Source organism: Cupriavidus sp. L7L, from assembly GCF_004353535.1.
GTDB lineage: Bacteria > Pseudomonadota > Gammaproteobacteria > Burkholderiales > Burkholderiaceae > Cupriavidus > Cupriavidus oxalaticus_A.
In genome coordinates this window covers 88237-106610 of the sequence record NZ_SMNY01000053.1, presented here as the reverse complement: position 1 = coordinate 106610, position 18374 = coordinate 88237, and the positions used below count along the sequence as shown (strand labels likewise).

The 18374-nt window shown below is 67.0% G+C and carries 17 protein-coding genes and 1 tRNA gene; 5 read left to right on the top strand and 13 right to left on the bottom strand.

What is annotated here, in order from left to right; genetic code table 11:
- Together E1J61_RS33900 and E1J61_RS33895 are read right to left on the bottom strand one after the other, a co-directional pair.
- A partial coding sequence (locus E1J61_RS33900) for an aldehyde dehydrogenase family protein (protein WP_133098198.1) occupies window positions 1-705 on the bottom strand: 705 nt, incomplete at its 3' end.
- A 109-nt stretch (window positions 706-814) separates the two neighbouring features.
- Window positions 815-2146, bottom strand: coding sequence for an aspartate aminotransferase family protein (locus E1J61_RS33895; RefSeq protein WP_133098197.1), 1332 nt, complete (start codon window positions 2144-2146; stop codon window positions 815-817).
- 376 nt (window positions 2147-2522) lie between these two features.
- Between E1J61_RS33895 and E1J61_RS33890 the strand changes: the two genes are divergently transcribed.
- Window positions 2523-3989 carry a PLP-dependent aminotransferase family protein gene (locus E1J61_RS33890; RefSeq protein ID WP_133098196.1) on the top strand — a complete coding sequence of 489 codons (1467 nt, stop codon included), beginning with the start codon at window positions 2523-2525 and terminating at the stop codon, window positions 3987-3989.
- Between the two features lie 82 nt (window positions 3990-4071).
- Here the strand turns inward: E1J61_RS33890 and E1J61_RS33885 are convergent, their stop codons facing one another.
- Both E1J61_RS33885 and E1J61_RS33880 read right to left on the bottom strand, forming a co-directional pair.
- Window positions 4072-4293, bottom strand: a complete 222-nt coding sequence (locus E1J61_RS33885; protein ID WP_133098195.1) for a hypothetical protein — start codon at window positions 4291-4293, stop codon at window positions 4072-4074.
- Window positions 4294-4376: 83 nt separating this feature from the next.
- Entirely contained in the window at window positions 4377-5255 is an 879-nt protein-coding gene (locus E1J61_RS33880; protein ID WP_133098194.1) for an alpha/beta fold hydrolase, read from the bottom strand.
- Window positions 5256-5483: 228 nt separating this feature from the next.
- On the opposite strand from E1J61_RS33880, the gene dmeF reads away from it, so the two are divergent.
- Complete coding sequence (gene dmeF / locus E1J61_RS33875; protein WP_133098193.1) at window positions 5484-6479, top strand: CDF family Co(II)/Ni(II) efflux transporter DmeF; 996 nt, start codon at window positions 5484-5486, stop codon at window positions 6477-6479.
- A 53-nt stretch (window positions 6480-6532) separates the two neighbouring features.
- Here dmeF and E1J61_RS33870 read toward each other — a convergent pair whose 3' ends face one another.
- The 4 genes from E1J61_RS33870 to E1J61_RS33855 form a co-directional block, all read right to left on the bottom strand.
- The gene (locus E1J61_RS33870; RefSeq protein ID WP_133098192.1) at window positions 6533-6976 is read right to left on the bottom strand and encodes a GNAT family N-acetyltransferase; all 444 of its coding nucleotides are present in this window, start codon (window positions 6974-6976) and stop codon (window positions 6533-6535) included.
- Window positions 6977-7271: 295 nt separating this feature from the next.
- Window positions 7272-7346: transfer RNA gene (locus E1J61_RS33865), tRNA-Cys, on the bottom strand.
- Window positions 7347-7453: 107 nt separating this feature from the next.
- Window positions 7454-7933 (bottom strand): bacterioferritin, encoded by a 480-nt coding sequence (gene bfr / locus E1J61_RS33860; protein WP_133098191.1) that lies wholly within the window; start codon window positions 7931-7933, stop codon window positions 7454-7456.
- Between the two features lie 328 nt (window positions 7934-8261).
- Window positions 8262-9242, bottom strand: coding sequence for a tripartite tricarboxylate transporter substrate binding protein (locus tag E1J61_RS33855; RefSeq protein ID WP_133098190.1), 981 nt, complete (start codon window positions 9240-9242; stop codon window positions 8262-8264).
- Between the two features lie 107 nt (window positions 9243-9349).
- Here E1J61_RS33855 and E1J61_RS33850 point away from each other — a divergent pair, with 107 nt between their 5' ends.
- Together E1J61_RS33850 and E1J61_RS33845 are read left to right on the top strand one after the other, a co-directional pair.
- The gene (locus E1J61_RS33850; RefSeq protein WP_133098189.1) at window positions 9350-10300 is read left to right on the top strand and encodes a LysR family transcriptional regulator; all 951 of its coding nucleotides are present in this window, start codon (window positions 9350-9352) and stop codon (window positions 10298-10300) included.
- Window positions 10301-10407: 107 nt separating this feature from the next.
- Window positions 10408-11376, top strand: coding sequence for a transporter (locus tag E1J61_RS33845; RefSeq protein WP_133098188.1), 969 nt, complete (start codon window positions 10408-10410; stop codon window positions 11374-11376).
- A 66-nt stretch (window positions 11377-11442) separates the two neighbouring features.
- Here E1J61_RS33845 and glmS read toward each other — a convergent pair whose 3' ends face one another.
- Together glmS and glmU are read right to left on the bottom strand one after the other, a co-directional pair.
- Window positions 11443-13281, bottom strand: coding sequence for a glutamine--fructose-6-phosphate transaminase (isomerizing) (gene glmS / locus E1J61_RS33840; protein ID WP_133098187.1), 1839 nt, complete (start codon window positions 13279-13281; stop codon window positions 11443-11445).
- A gap of 105 nt (window positions 13282-13386) precedes the next feature.
- The gene (gene glmU, locus E1J61_RS33835; protein ID WP_133098186.1) at window positions 13387-14751 is read right to left on the bottom strand and encodes a bifunctional UDP-N-acetylglucosamine diphosphorylase/glucosamine-1-phosphate N-acetyltransferase GlmU; all 1365 of its coding nucleotides are present in this window, start codon (window positions 14749-14751) and stop codon (window positions 13387-13389) included.
- Window positions 14752-15041: 290 nt separating this feature from the next.
- On the opposite strand from glmU, the gene E1J61_RS33830 reads away from it, so the two are divergent.
- Window positions 15042-15869, top strand: coding sequence for a DUF6279 family lipoprotein (locus E1J61_RS33830; protein WP_133098185.1), 828 nt, complete (start codon window positions 15042-15044; stop codon window positions 15867-15869).
- Between the two features lie 70 nt (window positions 15870-15939).
- Here the strand turns inward: E1J61_RS33830 and ttcA are convergent, their stop codons facing one another.
- The 3 genes from ttcA to E1J61_RS33815 all read right to left on the bottom strand — a co-directional run bounded on the left by ttcA (window position 15940) and on the right by E1J61_RS33815 (window position 18363).
- Window positions 15940-16881: a tRNA 2-thiocytidine(32) synthetase TtcA gene (gene ttcA / locus E1J61_RS33825; protein ID WP_133098184.1), complete on the bottom strand. Its 942-nt coding sequence runs from the start codon at window positions 16879-16881 to the stop codon at window positions 15940-15942.
- Between the two features lie 124 nt (window positions 16882-17005).
- The gene (locus tag E1J61_RS33820; protein WP_133098183.1) at window positions 17006-17410 is read right to left on the bottom strand and encodes a dihydroneopterin aldolase; all 405 of its coding nucleotides are present in this window, start codon (window positions 17408-17410) and stop codon (window positions 17006-17008) included.
- Between the two features lie 95 nt (window positions 17411-17505).
- Window positions 17506-18363, bottom strand: a complete 858-nt coding sequence (locus E1J61_RS33815; RefSeq protein ID WP_133098182.1) for an SDR family oxidoreductase — start codon at window positions 18361-18363, stop codon at window positions 17506-17508.
- Window positions 18364-18374 lie beyond the last annotated feature (11 nt).

Below are 18374 nucleotides of genomic sequence, written 5' to 3'. Positions count from 1 at the left end.
CGTCGAGCCAACGAACGACAAGGCCTGCACATCCGGATGCGCCAGCAGCGCATCGACTGCTTCCTTGTCCCCCTGCACGACGTTGAACACGCCATCGGGCAAGCCAGCCTGGCGCAACAGATCGGCAATCAGCAAGCTGGGCGAAGGATCGCGCTCCGACGGCTTCAGCACGAACGTATTGCCGCATGCCAGCGCCACCGGGAACATCCACATCGGCACCATCACCGGAAAGTTGAACGGCGTGATCCCCGCCACCACGCCCAGCGGCTGGCGCAGGTTCCAGTTGTCGATGCCGCCACCGATGTTGTCGGTGAAGTCCGTCTTGAGCAGGTTGGGAATGCCGCAGGCAAACTCCACCACCTCGATGCCGCGCGTGACTTCGCCCCTGGCATCGGAGAACACCTTGCCATGCTCGCGCGTGATCAGCGCGGCCAGGTCGTCATGGTGCTGGTCGAGCAGCTCCTTGAATTTGAACAGGATGCGCGCGCGGCGCAGCGGCGGCGTCTCGGCCCATGCGGGGAACGCGGCCTTGGCGGCAGCCACGGCGTCGGCAACGTCCTGTGCGGTGCCAAGTGCCACGCGCGCCGCAACTTCGCCGGTGGCGGGATTGAATACGTCAGCCAGGCGCTGGCCGCCGGCGCGGCGCACGGCACCGCCGATGTAATGATGGATTTCGGCCAGTTGCCGGTTTTCTGCGATGCTCACTTGGGATTCCTTCGATGGCCACGGCGCGCGCCGTGGCTTGCAATCAGGGAGAGAGAGGGAGAGAGCCGGCCCCGAAGGGCCGGCGGCAATGCGAGGCGGCGTGCGCCGCTTATTTGATGTCCTGCAGCGCTTTCTTCACCGTATCGAACAGTTCGCCGATCTGCGCTTCCGAGATGATCAGCGGCGGCGAGAACGCCAGGATGTCGCCGGTGTAGCGCACCAGCACGCCCAGCTCCAGGCACTTGAGGAAGGCCTCGTAGGCCCGCGCGCCGGGCTGGCCCGGACGCGGCTCCAGCTCGATCCCGGCCACCATGCCGAAGTTGCGGATGTCCTTCACGTGCGGCGCGCCGCGCACGCTGTGCACCGCCGCCTCGAACACCGGCGACAGCTCGGCCGCGCGGCCGAACAGGTTCTCGCGCTGGTACAGGTCGAGCGTGGCCACCGCAGCGGCGGCTGCCAGCGGGTGGCCGGAGTAGGTGTAGCCATGCAGCAGCTCGATCGTGCCCGGCGCGGCAGCATTGACTACGGCATCGTGCACTTCGCGGCGCACCGCCACGGCGCCCATCGGCACCGCCGCGTTGTTGATCGCCTTGGCCATGGTGATCAGGTCCGGCGTCACGTTGAAGCGCTCGGCCGCGGTGGCCGCGCCGAGGCGGCCGAAGGCGGTGATCACTTCATCGAAAATCAGCAGGATGCCGTGCTTGCTGGTGATCTCGCGCAGTTTTTCCAGGTAGCCGAGCGGCGGCACCAGCACGCCGGCGGAGCCGGCCAGCGGCTCGACGATCACGGCGGCGACGTTGGCCGGGTCATGCAGCGCAAGGATGCGCTCCAGCTCGTCGGCGAGATGCGCGCCCCATTGCGGCTGGCCCCTGGAGAAGGCGGCCTCGGCGATGTTGAGCGTAGCCGGCAGGTGATCCGTGCCCGGCATCAGGTTGGCCGAGTAGGCCTTGCGGTTCGGGCCGATGCCGCCCACCGCCATGCCGCCAAAGCCAACGCCGTGGTAGCCGCGCTCGCGGCCGATAAAGCGGGTGCGCTGGCCTTCGCCGCGCGCGCGGTGGTACGCCAGCGCGATCTTCAGCGCGGTGTCGACCGACTCCGAACCCGAGTTGGTGAAGAAGATGCGGTCCAGTCCCTGCGGCATGACCGCGGCCACTTTGGTGGCGGCCTCGAACGACAGCGGGTGGCCCATCTGGAACGGCGGCGCATAGTCCAGCGTTGCCGCCTGGCGCGCGACGGCGTCGGCGATTTCCTTGCGGCAGTGGCCCGCGGCCACGCACCAGAGGCCGGCGCAACCATCCAGGATCTGGCGGCCGTCGTGGGTGGTGTAGTACATGCCGCTTGCCGACGCGAGCAGGCGCGGCGCCGCCTTGTACTGGCGGTTGGCGGTGAAGGGCATCCACAGGGCATCGAGATCGGGAATCACGGTCTTGGCGGCGTCCATACGTCCTCCTCGGGGCAATTGGGCGGGTCGGTTGGCTGGTGCCGTTCCGGCCCGCTGAGAGTGGCGGGCACTGAAGCAGGCACGGAAACGGCGGCAATGACGGCCACTCTACCGGCGGCGTCTGGCCGACAAAATATACAGTCCGGACAGCACCGCCTTACCGTACAGTTTGATCACGCCAAACCGTACAGGCAAGCAGCCGCGGCGCCCGCCGCGACCGCCACCGTGCCACGCAGCATTTGCCAGCACCGTGCGGCATCCCACGCTGCACTGCGGCAATTTTCGCTACTCGGAATGGGCCTGCGCGCGTCGCCCCTGTGCGGCCGCTAAACTGTACAGGTTCGCGCCTACCGAGGTGCCTAGTGCAACGCTTCCGATGCTGACCCTGAACCTGACCCGCAGCCGCCGCGGCGGCGAAACCCTGACCGAGCAGATCGTCGCCGGCATCGCCGAGCTGGTGGAGCAGCGCGCGCTGCGCGCCGGTGCCACGCTGCCGTCGGTACGCCGCTTTGCCCAGCACCACCAGGTCAGCACCTTCACCGTGGCCGAGGCCTACGGGCGGCTGACCGCGCTGGGCTACCTGGCCGCGCGGCCGGGCTCCGGCTACACCGTGGCGCACCGTCACGCGCCCACCGGCAGCGCCCGTGCGCCGCAATGGGAAGCGCCGGGGCTGAACGCGGCCTGGCTGCTGTCGGATGTGTTCGCCGATCATTCCGTGCCGATCAAGGCCGGCGCCGGCTGGCTCCCGGGGGACTGGCTCAACGAGGAAGGCCTGCACCAGGCTATGCGCGCCTCGGCCCGGGTGCCTGCGGCGCAGTTGTCTGGCTACGGCCATCCGTATGGTTTCGCGCCGCTGCGCGAGCATATCGCCACCGGCCTCGGCCAGTACGGCATCCCGCTGCAGGCGCAGCAGGTGGTGCTGACGCAGGGCGCGACCCAGGCGCTGGACCTGGTGGTGCGCACGCTGCTGCGCGGCGGCGACACCGTGCTGGTAGAATCGCCCTGCTACTGCAACCTGCTGCAGATCCTGCGGCTGGCGGGGCTGCGCGTCATCGGCGTGCCGCGTTCGGCGGCCGGGCTCGACACCGATGCGCTCGACGACGCGATCCGCGCCCACGCCCCGCGCGCCCTCTTCGTCAACACCGTGCTGCAGAACCCGACCGGCGCCAGCCTCAGCAGCATGAACGCCTTCCGCGTGCTGCAGCTCGCCGAGCAGCACCGGCTGCTGGTGGTGGAAGACGATATCTACCGCGAGCTGGCGCCGGCTGGCTCGCCGATGCTGGCGGCCATGGACGGGTTGTCGCAGGTGGTCTACGTCAATGGCTTTTCCAAGACCATCACGCCGTCGCTGCGCGTGGGCTACCTTGCCGCCAGCCCGGACCTGGCCAAGGCTTTCGCGCGGACCAAGATGGCGGTCGGGCTGACCTCGTCCGAAGTGACCGAGCGCCTGGTCTACTCGGTGCTGACCAGCGGCCACTACGGTCGCCACGTGGCCGCGCTGGCCGAGCGGCTGCGCGCGCAGCAGGACCTGGTGACGGAAAAGATGGAGGCGCACGGCCTGGAGGTGCTGCTGCGCCCCGAAGGCGGAATGTTCGCCTGGGCGCGGCTGTGCGAAGACACCCAGCAGCGGCTGCAGGCGAGCCGGCGCGGCGAGCCGCTGAGCGGCAACCAGCTGGCCACGCTGGCGCTGGAGCACGGCATCTGGCTGGCGCCGGGCTCGTACTTCGAGCCGGACGAGACCGACTCGCCGTGGATCCGCTTCAACGTGGCCACCGGCGATGCGCCGCAGCTGTGGCAGTTCTTTGACAGCCTGGCACAGGCGCCGCGTGCCGCGGCCGCCTGATACCCTGATACCCGGCTACTTCAGAAGCGGTAGTGTGGTTCGTGGCGGGAGCGCGGGCCGGCGCCGTTCCCAGGGCGCTGCCTCAACTCCAGAGGCGTTCGACGACCAGGCCTGCGGTGGCGCAGATGCCCACCCAGGTCACCAGTGCGATAGCGATAAAGCGATATGTCATCTCGGGGGCGACAATAAAGTCGTTGCGGGAATATGAATTCTTCGCAAAATCATACATCCATTCATGAATGTATGTAAGCGGCGATTGTATTTCCCTGAGATGGTCTGGGGGCTTTTCGTAACGTGGGAACACGAAAAAGCGCCTATTGCGGCATGCAACAGGCGCTGATGCGGCAAGATGCCGCGGGTCGGAGGGGTAACCGGTGGGTGGGACCTTCAGCCGCGCAGGAACGGCAGCACTTCCTCCAGCAGGCGCTCCGGCATCTCTTCGGCAATGTAGTGGCCGCACGGCAGCGCATGCCCGCGCACGCGCCGCGCCACCTTGCGCCATTCGTCCAGCGGCCGGAAACACTGCCCCACGGCGCCCTGCTCGCCCCACAGCGCCAGCATCTCGCACTCGACCATGCGGCCCGCGGCAAGGTCGGCGCGGTCATGCTCGAGGTCGATGGTGGCGCTGGCGCGGTAGTCCTCGCACAGCCCGTGGGCGGCGCCGGGCAGGCTCAGGCAGCGCAGGTACTCGGCCATGGCGGCATCGGTGAACGGCGCCAGCCCGGCGCTGCGGGCACCCATGGTCTGGCGCAGGTAGAGCGCGGGATCCGCTTCGATCAGCGTTTCCGGGAATGGCGCCGGCCGGATCAGGAAGAACCAGTGCCAGTAGGCGCGGGCAAAGGCCTCGCTGGCCTGCGCGTACATCGCCAGCGTGGGGGCGATATCCAGCGTCACCAGCCGCGTCACCGCCTGTGGATGATCGAGCACCAGCCGGTGCGCCACGCGCGCGCCGCGGTCGTGCGCCAGCACGCTGAACCGTTCGAAGCCGAGCGCGCGCATCAGCGTGAGCTGGTCGGCGGCCATGGTGCGCTTGCTGTAGTTGGCGTGGTCCGGCAAACCCGCGGGCTTGCCGCTGTCGCCATAGCCACGCAGGTCGGCGGCCACCACGGTGAAATGCCGCGCCAGTTCGGGCGCCACCTTGTGCCAGATCGCATGGGTCTGCGGGTGGCCATGCAGCAACAGCAAGGCAGGCCCCTGGCCGCCGGCCACCGCGTGGATGGCAACGTCGCCGCAATCGATCCGGTGCGGCGTGAATCCTTCGAACATCGTCTGTCTCCATGGCCGGCGGGCGGCCGTCTGCATCCGTGCGGGCTAGTGTAATCACTAAGCGGTGCGACAGGATTTCCTGCGAAGACACTCATTCGGTCGACAGATTCATGAATCTATCGCTGCCGGCCCGCCCCTGCCACCGGCAGGGATGCCGCCGGCCGCACCGCGGCGCTCTGCTACCCTTGCTGCATCCATATTGACTTCCAGTACACAGCAAATCCGACCATGCATACCCATGACCTGTCCGCATGGACCCACAGCCATACCTTCGACGGTGGCAACCGCAACGCCGAGCGCGGCACGCGCCTGGTGATGATGATCACCGCCGTCGTGATGGTGGTGGAAATCGCCGCCGGCCTCTGGTTCAACTCGATGGCGCTGCTGGCCGACGGCTGGCACATGAGCTCGCACGCGCTGGCCATCGGCCTGTCCGCCTTTGCCTACGCGGCCGCGCGCCGCTACGCCAGCGACTGGCGCTTTGCCTTTGGCGCATGGAAGATCGAAGTGCTGGCCGCCTTTGCCAGTGCCGTGTTCCTGCTCTGCATTGCGGCGCTGATGGCGGCGGGTTCGGTCGAGCGGTTGTTCAGCCCGCAGGAAATTCATTACCGCGAGGCGATGATCGTGACCGCGCTGGGGCTGCTGGTCAACCTCGGCTGCGCGCTGATCCTGGGCGGACATGCTCATGGGCACGGTCATGACCATGGACATGACCACGGGCATCACCATCATGGGCATGACCACGACCATGGCCACGGCCACCACCACGACATCAACCTGCGCGCGGCCTACGTCCACGTGCTGGCCGATGCGGCCACCTCGGTGCTGGCCATCGTGGCGCTGGCCGGCGGCTGGTGGCTGGGCTGGGCCTGGCTCGACCCGGTGATGGGCCTGGTGGGCGCGGCGCTGGTCGGCAAGTGGGCAATCGGCCTGCTGCGCCAGAGCGGCACCGTGCTGCTGGACCGCGAGATGGACCACCCGGTGGTCGAAGAAGTGCGCGAGGTGCTGGCCGGGCTAGACCGCGACGGCCGCCCTGGCGACGAAGGCACCGGCGTGACCGACCTGCATGTCTGGCGCGTCGGCCGCCAGCATTTTGCCTGCATCGTCTGCCTGGTCACGCATGACGCCACGCTGACGCCGCTGCGCGTGCGCCAGGCGCTGTCCGTGCATGAGGAGCTGGTGCACGTGACCGTCGAGATCAGCCGCTGCGAGAGCACGCACTGAAACACCCGCGGAACCAAGCACGCGGAAAGCGCGCGCCACGCTTGGGCGTGCGGTCAGCTCAGCTCGCACCACATGCACAGCGGCGGCGTATCGGTGTGCCGCTGGAATTCGCCGGACGACAGCACCTCCTGCGGCAGTTTCGATGCCGGCACCAGCGTAAAGCCGTAGCGCGCGAAATAGCTCGGGCAACTCGATGCCAGCAGCACCGCGCGTTGCAGGCCATTCGAGCGCGCGCGCATCAGCGCGGCGCGCACCACATGCGTCGCCACGCCCTGGTCGCGGTGCTCGGGCAATACCGCCACCGAGCGGATCACCACGGTCTGGCCGAACGGCTCGCCGGCGGCGCAGCCGATGATCCTCGATTCGAGGATGGCCACATGGAAGTGCTCCAGCACGCGGAACACATCGTCGGTCGGCAGGCCGCAGCGCTCTAGCAGCGCCCCCACCGCTGGCGCGTCCGAGGGCATCGCCGCCCGGATTCGCAGGTCTTTCATCATCAGGAGCCTCTTTTCTTCACATCACTTGGCGACGGGAACACCATGGAAGCCCGGCATGGTCGCACCGCCATCCTGGCGGCGCTCTGTGCGCACAGGCCGGTCTGGCCTGACCGCCCAACACTAACCGATTCGATCGTTTTGTACTATCAGGGAAGAACAGGGCAAACCGGTGTCGGAAATTGGCCCGCCGCATTACGCACAGGGCAATGGCGGCAACTTGGCGCAGGCGCACCCCATCGCGTGCATAACGCGGCGCAGGTGGGAAGAAGGGAATGGCGCTACAGGAGAGGAAAACTGGAGGCGGGGATCCGGAATCGAACCGTCGTACACGGCTTTGCAGGCCGTTGCATCACCACTCTGCCACCCCGCCGTGGATGGCGCGCCATGCCGGCGCGTCGTGCTGCGGGCCGCAGTGTAGCGGGAAATGGAAAAGTCTGCAGGGCGCTGCGCGGACGGCAGCGCCGGCACCGGCGCCAGTCAGTCGCCGATCTCGCCAATGGCCGACTGGACGTAGTTCTGCAGGCCAACCTTGCCGATCAGCTCGATTTGCGACTCGAGCCAGTCGATATGCGATTCGGTGGCTTCCAGGATATCGACCACCACCTCGCGCGAAACATAATCGCCGATCGACTCCAGATACTTGATCGCATCCTTGCAACTGGCCTGCGAAACCTGTTCCAGCTTCAGGTCGCAGCCGAGCATTTCTTCGGTGTTTTCGCCGAGCAGCAATTTGTCGAGGTCCTGCAGGTTGGGCAAGCCATCGAGCAGCAGGATGCGCTCGATCAGCTTGTCGGCATGCTTCATTTCCTCGATCGATTCTTCGTACTCGTGCTTGCCCAAAGCATTGAGCCCCCAATGCCGGTACATGCGCGCATGCAGGAAATACTGGTTGATGGCGGTCAGCTCATGCCGGAGCTGGCCGTTGAGCATCTGAATCGCTTTCTTGTCGCTTTTCATGACATCACCACCGCCCCCTCGATTCGGGTGGATCAATTTTCATTATCGTGGCCAGCGCGCCGCTGCAGACAATATTGCGCCGTGCCTTTCATGGTAGCCCGGCAAAGGGGGACATCAAGCAAATTCGGCTGTTATTGGCCGATTATCCCGGCGCCATTGCATATGAGAATGGCAATGGTTTCCATTCGGTTTTCGTTAGCGCATGAAAAGCCGCATCCGGCGCATCCGGCATTAATACGCCGGCCTTCCGGACAATACTGGTGAATAAAAAAACGGGCGCACACGGCATCCTGCCGCGGCGCCCGCCATGGCAGGAACCGGAAGGAAATCATTCGAGCCGCGCGCCCGAATCCGCGACCAGCGTCTTCAGCACCGGCCAGTCGCGCGCATACAGCGCCTGCGCCTCTGCCGGCGAGCTGCCTACCGTGCGCAACCCCAGCGCGACCATGCGCGCCTGCATGTCGGGGGTCTGCAGGATCGCCTTCACCTCGCTTTCGAGCCTGGCCAGGATGGGCGCCGGCACGCCGACCGGGGCCACCAGCCCGATCCAGCCTACCGTCTTGAATGCGCTGTCCTGCATGCCCAGCTCGGCAAAGGTCGGCATCGCGGGCAGCGCGCTGCTGCGCTGCGTGCCGGTAACGGCCAGCGCCTTGAGCTTGCCGCTCTCGATATACGGCCTGGCGGTCAGGATGCTGGCAAAGCCGAACTGCACCTGGCCGCCGAGCAGGTCCTGCAGCATCGGTGCCTCGCCCTTGTAGGGCACGTGGGTGGCGTTGCCGCGGGTGAGCTTGCTGAGGTAGGCGCCGCTCAGGTGCGACAGCGAGCCCACGCCCCATGAGGCATAGGTAGCCTTGCCGGCCTGGGCGCGGGCATAGTCGCCCAGCTCGCGCGGCGTGCGTGCCGGCACCGACGGGTGCGCCACCAGCACCAGCTGCGCGTCGGCCAGCACGCTGATCATGGTCAGGTCCTTGCGCGGGTCGTACGGCAGCTTCTCGAACAGGAACTGGTTGGTGAGCACCGACTGCGTCAGCGTCATCAGCAGCGTGTAGCCGTCCGGCGCCGCCTTGGCCACGGCATCGGTGCCGATGATGCCGGACGCGCCGGCCTTGTTCTCCACCACCACCGGCTGGCCCAGCCGCTTGCTGAGCTTCTCGCCCATCGCGCGGGCGATGGTGTCGGTGCCGCCGCCGGCCACGTAGGGCACCACCAGGCGGATCGGCTTGGCCGGATAGGTCTGTGCCGCGGCCGGCAGGCCGAGGCTGAGGGAAAGCCCGCTGATTGCGAGCGAGAGCCATGCGCGTCGTTTCATGTCGTCTCCAGATCGTCTTTATGGTTTTGGAGAACAACGGTAGCGGGCTTGAGAAAATACGTCCAATGCAATATTTTTCAGATTTCCATGCATATAAGGTTAAGTTGATGGGCCTGCGCCAGCTGCATCACTTCGTCACCCTGGTCGAACAAGGCAGCTTCGCGCGCGCGGCCGCGGCGCTGCACCTGTCGCAACCTGCACTGACGCGCAGCATCCAGGCGCTGGAGGCCGACCTCGGCGCACTGGTCGACCGCAGCTACGGCAAGGTTCGTCCCACCGCCGCCGGCACGCTGGTGCTGGAACGCGCGCGCCGGATGCTGCGCGAAAGCCGCGAACTGCGCCGCGACCTGCAACTGCTGGACGAAGTGGAGATCGGCGAGATCCGCGCCGGCTTCGGACCGTTCGCGGCATCGTTCCTGCTCGACCCGGTACTGGAAGCGCTGGTGCGGCGCTATCCGCGCCTGCGCATCGACGTGGAGACCGCCGACACCACCACCATGCTGCGCGCGCTGGAAGCCGAGCGCCTCGATGTCTTCGTCGGCGAAAGCCGCAGCCTGGCCCAGTTCGGCCACTTGCAGATCGAGCGCCTGCCCGCGCTGGAGACCGGCTTCTTCGTGCGCGCCGCGCACCCGCTGGCACATCAAGGCGATATCAGCCTTGCCAGCCTGCGCGACTATCCCGTGGCCGGTCCGCGGCTGCCGGCCCATATCCGGCAGTTCTTCCGAGAGGCGATGCAGGCCGCCGGCAGCGGCGCGGCCGATGACGACAGCACCGGCCTGCTCACCGCCACCTGCAATGACATGCACGCGCTGCGCGCGCTGATGCTGTCCGGCGATGCCGTCGCGCTGGTGCCGGTGGCGATGATGGCCGACGCGTGCGCGCAAGGCACGGCCGTGCCGCTGCAGATGCGCCCGCGCCATGACCTGCGCGCGCAGTACGGGATCGTGTCGCTGGCCGGACATACGCCGTCGCCGGCAACCCGCGCATTCGTGGCCCAGGTGCACGCGGCACTGGCGGACTACCCGGCGGCAGAGTCCGGCGCCGTACCGGTTCACTAGAAATTCTCAGGGCAGCCGGGAAAAAATCTTCAGATCGCGAGCCGGACCGGCATGCTATGTTGGCCGCGGGTCACACCTTCCACCGAGGTCGCTCCGGAGGCTCACGCATGCCAACCAAGACCGCCAGGCGGCTGCTCGCTACCCTGGCTCCAGCCCTGCCGCTGCTGGGCGCGGCAACCAGTGCCGGCGCTACCGAAGGCGCGCTCGGCCGGCCCGTCACCGGGACCAGCGTCACGCCCAATGCCGGCATCGTCTCGCCCGAACCCATCCTGGCGGTCAACCTCGGCGAGATCTACCTAGACGGATCGGTCGGCGGCAGCCGCAGCGTGCCGATTGGCGGCAAGGCAGCGCTGGATGTCGACGGCAAGGTCGCCTTCACGCTGGCAACCGTGATGAAGGTCTGGGACACCGGGCCCGGCGCGTGGAACTTTGCCTCCAGCTTCACGCTGCCTTACGTGTGGACCAAGGTCACGGCCAATGCCGGCATCGGCGGCGTCAGCGCCAGCACCCAGGACACCGCGTCGAACCTGTTCGACATCTATTTCACGCCGCTGATCGCCGGCTACCACTTCTCCAAGACCGAACACGTGGCGCTGAGCCTGAACATCTGGGCGCCGACCGGCAAGTACGATCCCAACGCACTGGCCAATCCCAGCCTGAACAACTGGACCTTTATCCCGCAGATGGCCTACACCCGGCTGTTCCCCGAGCACGGGCTCGAATTCGATGCGGTGGCCGGGCTCCAGTTCTACACGCGCAACAACGCCACCGATTACCAGAACGCGCCGCTGTTCACGCTCGACACGATGCTGCTCAAGCGCTTCGCCAACGGCGCCGGCGTGGGCCTGATCGCCGGCACCACGCAGCAGCTGGGCGACGACAGCGGTCCGCTGGCCGACCGCCTCAACGGCTTCCGCGGCCATGACTGGGCGCTCGGGCCGATCGTCACCTACGACACCAAGATCGGCGCGAAAAGCCACCTGTCGATGAGCCTGCGCTGGGTGCCGACCATTGCCAGCAAGAACCGGCTCGACAGCACCAGCACGTTCATGGGGACGGCGGCGATCGTGTTCTGAGCGGACCCAAAAGCAAAGAGGCCCGGAAGGGCCTCTTTGCTTTTATGACATTGCGCTGCGGCTTCCTTACTCCACCGTCACCGACTTCGCCAGGTTGCGCGGCTTGTCCACGTCGGTCCCGCGAGCGCATGCCGTGTGATACGCCAGCAGCTGCAGCGGCACCACGTGCAGGATCGGCGACAGGTCGCCATAGTGCTCGGGCATGCGGATCACCTGGATGCCGTCCGACGACTGGATCTGCGTATCGCTGTCGGCGAACACATAGAGGCGGCCGCCGCGCGCGCGCACTTCCTGGATGTTGGACTTCAGCTTTTCCAGCAGCGCATCGTTGGGCGCGACCGTGACCACCGGCATCGCTTCGGTCACCAGCGCCAGCGGGCCGTGCTTCAGTTCGCCGGCCGGATACGCCTCGGCGTGGATGTACGAGATTTCCTTGAGCTTGAGCGCGCCTTCGAGTGCGATCGGGTAGTGCAGGCCGCGGCCCAGGAACAGCGCGTTCTCGCGGCGCGCAAAGTCTTCGGACCAGGCGATGATCTGCGGCTCCAGCGCCAGCACGCCGTGCAGCGCGGCCGGCAGGTGGCGCAGGTTGGCCAGGTCCCTGGCCTCGGCTTCCTCGGTCAGCAGGCCGCGCACCTTGGCCAGCGCCAGCGTCAGCATGTACAGCCCGGCCAGCTGCGTGGTGAAGGCCTTGGTCGAGGCCACGCCGATCTCGGTGCCGGCACGGGTCAGGAAGCGCAGTTCGGTCTCGCGCACCATGGCGCTGGTGGCAACGTTGCAGATCGACAGCGTATGCACGTGGCCGAGCGCGCGCGCGTGGCGCAGCGCGGCCATGGTGTCGGCGGTTTCGCCGGATTGCGAGATCACCACCACCAGCGCGCGCGGATTGGGCACGGTGTCGCGATAGCGGTATTCGCTGGCGACCTCGACCTGGGTCGGGATCTTGGCGATGCTTTCGAGCCAGTACTTGGCGGTGCAACCGGAATAGTAGCTGGTGCCGCAGGCCAGGATCAGCACGCTGTCGATGCCGGCGAAGACCTCGGCGGCGTTATCGCCGAACAGCGCCGGCGTGATGCTTTCCACGCCCTCCAGCGTGTCGCCCAGCGCGCGCGGCTGCTCGAAGATTTCCTTCTGCATGAAGTGGCGGTACGGCCCCAGCTCGACCGATGCGGCATGGGCCTCGACCAGGCGCGCTTCACGCTCGACCGCGTGGTCCTGCGCGTCATGGATGACGACGCCGTCGAGCGAGATCTCGACCACATCGCCCTCTTCGAGGTAGATGATGCGGTTCGCGGTGCCGGCCACGGCGAGCGCGTCGGACGCGAGGAAGGCCTCGTTCTCGCCCAGCGCCACCACCAGCGGCGAGCCGGCGCGGGCGCCGACCACCACGCCGGGCTGGTCCTTGGCGAACACGGCGATGGCATAGGCGCCGTGCAGGCGCTTGGTAACGGCGCGCACCGAGGCAAACAGGTCGCCGCGGGTGGCGCTGCTGGGATAGGTGTAGGCCTGGTGGATCAGGTGCGCGACGACTTCGGTGTCAGTCTGCGACTCGAAGCCGTAGCCGACCGCGCGCAGTTCCTCGCGCAGCGGCTCATAGTTCTCGATGATGCCGTTATGCACCAGCGCGATGGTCTCGCCCGACAGGTGCGGGTGGGCGTTGACGGTATCGGGCTTGCCATGGGTGGCCCAGCGCGTATGCGCCACGCCGGTGAAGCCGGACAGGCCCGAAGCCTGCGTCTGCGCATCCAGGTCGGCCACGCGCGACACGGTGCGCGCGCGCTCGACCGCATCGTCGCGCACGACGGCGACGCCGCACGAGTCATAGCCGCGGTATTCCAGGCGGCGCAGCCCCTCGATCAGGACCGGAACGATATTGCGCGTCGAAACCGCGCCGACGATGCCACACATGCTGAACCCCCGTTGCTGGCGCCCACTGCGGCGCCCTGTCCAATCAATCGCGCCGCCCGTCCCGGGCCGGCGCTTTCCTTGGCCGCTCACGCGGCGGCCTGGCGATTACTTCTTCGGCTGCCTGACCGGACGCTGCCATGCGTCGACGGTCAACTGCTTGGCGCGCGACAGCGTCAGCTTATCCGCAGGCGCTTCCTTGGTCAGCGTGGTGCCCGCACCCAGCGTGGCACCGCGGCGTACCGTCACCGGCGCGACCAGCTGCGTATCGGAGCCGATAAAGACGTCGTCCTCGATCACCGTGCGGTGCTTGTTGACACCGTCATAGTTGCAGGTGATCGTGCCGGCGCCAATATTGACGCGCGAACCCACTGTGGCGTCTCCAACATAGGCCAGGTGATTGGCCTTGCTGTGCGCTGCCACCTGGGCATTCTTGACCTCGACGAAGTTGCCGATATGGACATCTTCGCCCAGTTCGGTGCCCGGACGCAGCCGCGCGTACGGCCCGATGCGCCCGGCAGGACCGATCCTGGCGCTGTCGACATGGCAGAACGGGTGCAACTGCGCGCCGGCACCCACGGTGCTGTTGCGGATCACGCAATGGGCGCCGATGCTGGCGCCGTCTTCCAGGTGCACGCGGCCTTCGAACACGCAGCCGACATCGATGGTGACATCACGCCCGCAGGTCAGCTCGCCACGCACATCGATGCGCGCCGGATCCAGCAGCGTCACGCCGGCTTCGAGCAGGCGGCGCGCCTGGTTGCCCTGGTGGATGCGTTCCACTTCAGCGAGCTGCAGCTTGCTGTTGACCCCGAGCGTCTCCCAGATCGCCGCCGGCTGCGCCGAGACGATCTCGACACCTTCCGTGGCGGCGCGCTCGACCGTGTCGGTCAGGTAGTACTCGCCCTGGGCATTGTCGTTGCCGAGTGTTGACAGCCAGCGCCTGAGGTGGCCCGTCGGGCACACGATAATGCCGGTGTTGATTTCGCGGATGGCCTTGACGGCCTCGCTGGCATCCTTTTGCTCGACGATGCGGACGATGCTGCCCGCCGCGTCGCGTACGATACGTCCATAGCCGGTCGGATCGGGCATTTCGACCGTCAGCACGCCGAAGCGCTCCGAGCCTGCCTCGGCCACCAGTGCCTTGAGCGTGGCTGCGGTTGTGAGCGGCACGTCACCGTACAGAACCAATGTCGGCTGGCTGTCGTCCAACAATGGAAGTGCCTGCATCACCGCATGGCCCGTGCCCAGCTGCTGGGCCTGTTCGGCGAAGGCCACATCGTCGGCCGCGACCGCCTCGCGCACATGCGCGGCGCCGTGGCCGACCACTACGACCAGCCGCGACGGCGACAGCGCGCGAGCCGTATCCAGGACGTGCGCCAGCATGGGCCGCCCGGCAACCGGGTGCAGTACCTTGGGCAAATCGGAAACCATTCGCTTGCCCATGCCCGCGGCGAGAATGACGATATTCACAAGGAGACCCCTAAGTGAGTGTGTCCGAAAATATTCTGAAAAGCGCCAACCGGGTGATTCGCGGTCTTCGCCGCCCAGCTTGGCTGCAGGTCCGGGCCCGGTCGGTGCGGAATCCCGCAAACCCTTGCCAGTCTTGGGCTGGCGGCGATCGAAGCGGCCCGGCTGCAATGCGCGCCGATTTTAACATGGCGATTTCTGCGCAACCCGGCGCTGTTTCCGAATTTCACAATCGGTGGGCGCGGCGGATTTTGGTGATTTTCAGCGCCGCGGCGCTGTGCGCATGCAACGCGATGAAACTCGGGTACCAGCAGGGTGACCGGCTGGCCTACTGGTGGATCGACAATTATGTCGATGTCACCTCGGCCCAGGAGCCGCTCACGCGCGAGGCCATCGCGCGCTTCTTCGCCTGGCACCGCAAGTCCCAGCTGCCCGAGATCTCGGGCCTGCTGCAGCAGGCCAAGGCAGAGGTCCGCCAGCCGGTGACGCCGGCCATGGTCGAGCACTTCCAGGACGCCTCGCAGCAGCTGGCGCGCCGCTCGTACGAGCAGGCCATGCCCGACATGGCCGACTTTCTGCTGACGCTGACGCCCGACCAGATCGCCCGCATGGAGAAGAAATTCGCCGAGGGCAACGCCAAATACCGCAAGAAATTCCTGAACCCCAACCCGGCCGAGCGGGTCGACGCCCGTTTCGACAAGGTGATGGACTATGCGCGGCTGGTCTATGGCGATTTCTCCGGCGAGCAGGAAAAGCAGATCCGTGCGGCGGTGCTGCCGGTGGTCGAGAACGCCGAGTCGCGCTACGCCGAGCGGGTGGCGCGCCAGCAGGAATGGCTCAAGATGGTGCGCTACGTGCAGGCCACGCAGCCGTCCAAGCCGCAGGTGATGGACCTGCTGCGGCGCTTCCGCGATTACTGGCAGAACCCGCCGGGCAAGCATGCCGTGAGCCACGATGCCAGTACCAGCGCCGGCATTGCGCTGACCGTGGCGATCGCCAACATGACCACGCCGAAGCAGAAGGCACATGCGCAGGACCGGTTCCAGAGGTGGATCGACGATACCAACGCGCTGATGCGGGAGAAGGCGAACGCCCCGGTGCAGTCGGCAGCGACGAACTGAGCTTTGGCAGCACACATGCAAAATGCCCGCTCGCGCGGGCATTGTTGCCATGTGGTGGCGGTTGGCGGCGTTACTGCGGCGCGCCGGCCTGCTCCGCCCCGGGCGCGGACACCGGCGGGCGCTCGAAGCGCACGAACTCCATCCGGTTCTCTTCCATGCTGCCCGCGAACACCAGCGGCTGCTGCTGGAATGTGGTCTCACCGAACAGCGAAGCCTCGTCCACCTTGGCCAGCCCGGTAGCCAGCCCCGTGAACGGGAACAGCTCGGTATCGGCCAGGTGAGAGGGCACCACGTTGCGCAGCGCCGAGAAGATATTGTCGATACGGCCCGGGTTCTGCCGCTCCCACTCCTGCAGCATCTCGCTGACCTTCTTGCGCTGCAGGTTCTCCTGCGAGCCGCACAGGTTGCACGGGATAATCGGGAACTCCATCGCGCGTGCGTACGACGCAATGTCCTTCTCCGAGCAGTACGCCAGCGGGCGGATCACGATATGCGCGCCATCGTCGGTGGCCAGCTTGGGCGGCATGGCCTTCATCTTGCCGCCGAAGAACATGTTCAGGAAGAAGGTGTTGACGATGTCGTCGCGGTGGTGGCCCAGCGCGATCTTGTTGGCGCCCAGCTCCTTGGCGGTGCGGTAGATCACGCCGCGGCGCAGGCGCGAGCACAGCGAGCAGGTGGTCTTGCCCTCGGGCACCTTCTCCTTGACGATCGAGTAGGTATCGGCCTCGACGATCAGGTATTCCACGCCCACCGACTTCAGGTATTCGGGCAGCACGTGCTCCGGGAAACCCGGCTGCTTCTGGTCCAGGTTCATCGCGATCAGCCTGAACTTGATGGGCGCGCGCTTCTGCAGCGCCATCAGGACCGACAGCATGGTGTACGAGTCCTTGCCGCCACTCATGCAGACGAGCACGGTGTCGCCGTCCTCGATCATGCCGAAGTCGCCGATGGCCTTGCCGGTTTGCGATTGCAGCCTCGTCTCGAGGCGGTAGAAATTGTTCGAGTGGCTCATGGAGCATCCTGTTGCATGGCGCCTGCCGGATGGAATGGCCGGCAGCGCGCGAAGGGGCAACATTTTACTTCAGGCGCCCGCGCGCCGCAGGCGCCGGGCAGCCGCAGATAACGCAGCTGCCGGCTCAAGCGCCCTGCTTGATGTGGAACACCTCGACGCCGACGGAATCGCAGTCCGGGTACACGTCGGGCTTCTCGGTCGACACGCGCACGGCGCGCACCTTGGGATGCTTCAGCATGGCGCGCGCGACGTCGTCGCACAGCGTTTCCTGCAGGTGGACGTGGCCCTGCGCCATGCGCTCGGCCACGGTATTGCGCATGAAGTCGTAGTCGACCACTTCGTCGAGCTTGTCGGCGTGCGGGGTGCATTCTTCCAGCGGCACGAACAGGTCGATATTGATCAGCACGCGCTGCTCGCCCTTCTTCTCGAACTCATGCACGCCGATATTGATCTGCACTTCATAGTTGCGCAGGAACATGCGTCGGCAGTCCTGCAGGCTGGGGTGGGAAAGAGCGGCGAGCATGGTCATGGCTGGGAGAAAAGACTAGAAAAGGGAACGCCGCGCCGGGGGGCGCGGCACATCAGGGTACGGCTTGCCGGCGTGCCTGGCGTACAGGCGCCAGCTTACTCGGTCAGGAACATCACGTCGCGCGCCAGCGGCATCAGGTGCTGGCCGCCGTCCACGTACAGCGTGGTGCCGGTGACGGCGCGCGCCTGTGCGAGGTAGGCCACCGCCTGGGCGATATCCTCGGGCGTCGACGACTGGCCCAGCGGCGTCACGCGATGCGCGCGGCGGAAGCTCTGCTCCGACTGCTCGCCCGACACCAGCGTGATGCCCGGCGCCACGCCAACCACGCGGATGCGCGGCGCCAGCGCCTGCGCCAGCTGCACCGTGGCGGTCTGCAGCGCGGCCTTGGACAGCGTGTATGACAGGAAATCGGGATTCAGGTTGTCCAGCTTCTGGTCGAGCAGGTTGATCACCACGCCGCGCGGTTCGGCGGCCTTGTCCTTGTCGCCATCCGCGGCGGCGGCCAGCGCCTTGTGCAGCTCGCGCGCCAGCAGCAACGGCGCCGCCACATTGGTGCGCATATGCGTATCGAGCGACGCATAGGAGAAGCTGGTCGCCACGTCGTACTGGAACAGCGAGGCGTTGTTGACCAGGCAGGTCGGCAGGCCCAGCGCGGCAATGCAGTCCGCGATCAGGCGGCCGGTGGCGGCTTCGTCGGCGAGATCGGCACGCAGCACCGCGGCACGGCGGCCGAGCCCGCGGATCCTGGTCGCCAGCGCCTCGGCCTCGTCCACCGAGCGGTGGCAGTGCACGGCCACGTCCCAGCCCTGCGTGGCCAGTTCCAGCGCAATGGCGCGGCCCAGGCGGCGCGCGCCGCCGGTGACGAGGGCGACGCCGCGGGCGGCGGACTGGGCCGTGGCGGCAGCGGCTGCAGGCTGGGCGGCAGCGGGTGCCGAGGTATCGGATGCGGGCATTGCTACAATCG

Excerpts from the sequence above, each read along its gene's own strand:
- E1J61_RS33895 (WP_133098197.1), bottom strand. The coding sequence starts at position 2,146 with ATGGACGCCGCCAAGACCGTGATTCCCGATCTCGATGCCCTGTGGATG.
- E1J61_RS33890 (WP_133098196.1), top strand. The coding sequence starts at position 2,523 with ATGCTGACCCTGAACCTGACCCGCAGCCGCCGCGGCGGCGAAACCCTG.
- E1J61_RS33880 (WP_133098194.1), bottom strand. The coding sequence starts at position 5,255 with ATGTTCGAAGGATTCACGCCGCACCGGATCGATTGCGGCGACGTTGCC.
- dmeF (WP_133098193.1), top strand. The coding sequence starts at position 5,484 with ATGCATACCCATGACCTGTCCGCATGGACCCACAGCCATACCTTCGAC.
- E1J61_RS33870 (WP_133098192.1), bottom strand. The coding sequence starts at position 6,976 with ATGATGAAAGACCTGCGAATCCGGGCGGCGATGCCCTCGGACGCGCCA.
- bfr (WP_133098191.1), bottom strand. The coding sequence starts at position 7,933 with ATGAAAAGCGACAAGAAAGCGATTCAGATGCTCAACGGCCAGCTCCGG.
- E1J61_RS33855 (WP_133098190.1), bottom strand. The coding sequence starts at position 9,242 with ATGAAACGACGCGCATGGCTCTCGCTCGCAATCAGCGGGCTTTCCCTC.
- E1J61_RS33850 (WP_133098189.1), top strand. The coding sequence starts at position 9,350 with ATGGGCCTGCGCCAGCTGCATCACTTCGTCACCCTGGTCGAACAAGGC.
- E1J61_RS33845 (WP_133098188.1), top strand. The coding sequence starts at position 10,408 with ATGCCAACCAAGACCGCCAGGCGGCTGCTCGCTACCCTGGCTCCAGCC.
- glmS (WP_133098187.1), bottom strand. The coding sequence starts at position 13,281 with ATGTGTGGCATCGTCGGCGCGGTTTCGACGCGCAATATCGTTCCGGTC.
- E1J61_RS33830 (WP_133098185.1), top strand. The coding sequence starts at position 15,042 with ATGAAACTCGGGTACCAGCAGGGTGACCGGCTGGCCTACTGGTGGATC.
- ttcA (WP_133098184.1), bottom strand. The coding sequence starts at position 16,881 with ATGAGCCACTCGAACAATTTCTACCGCCTCGAGACGAGGCTGCAATCG.
- E1J61_RS33820 (WP_133098183.1), bottom strand. The coding sequence starts at position 17,410 with ATGACCATGCTCGCCGCTCTTTCCCACCCCAGCCTGCAGGACTGCCGA.
- E1J61_RS33815 (WP_133098182.1), bottom strand. The coding sequence starts at position 18,363 with ATGCCCGCATCCGATACCTCGGCACCCGCTGCCGCCCAGCCTGCAGCC.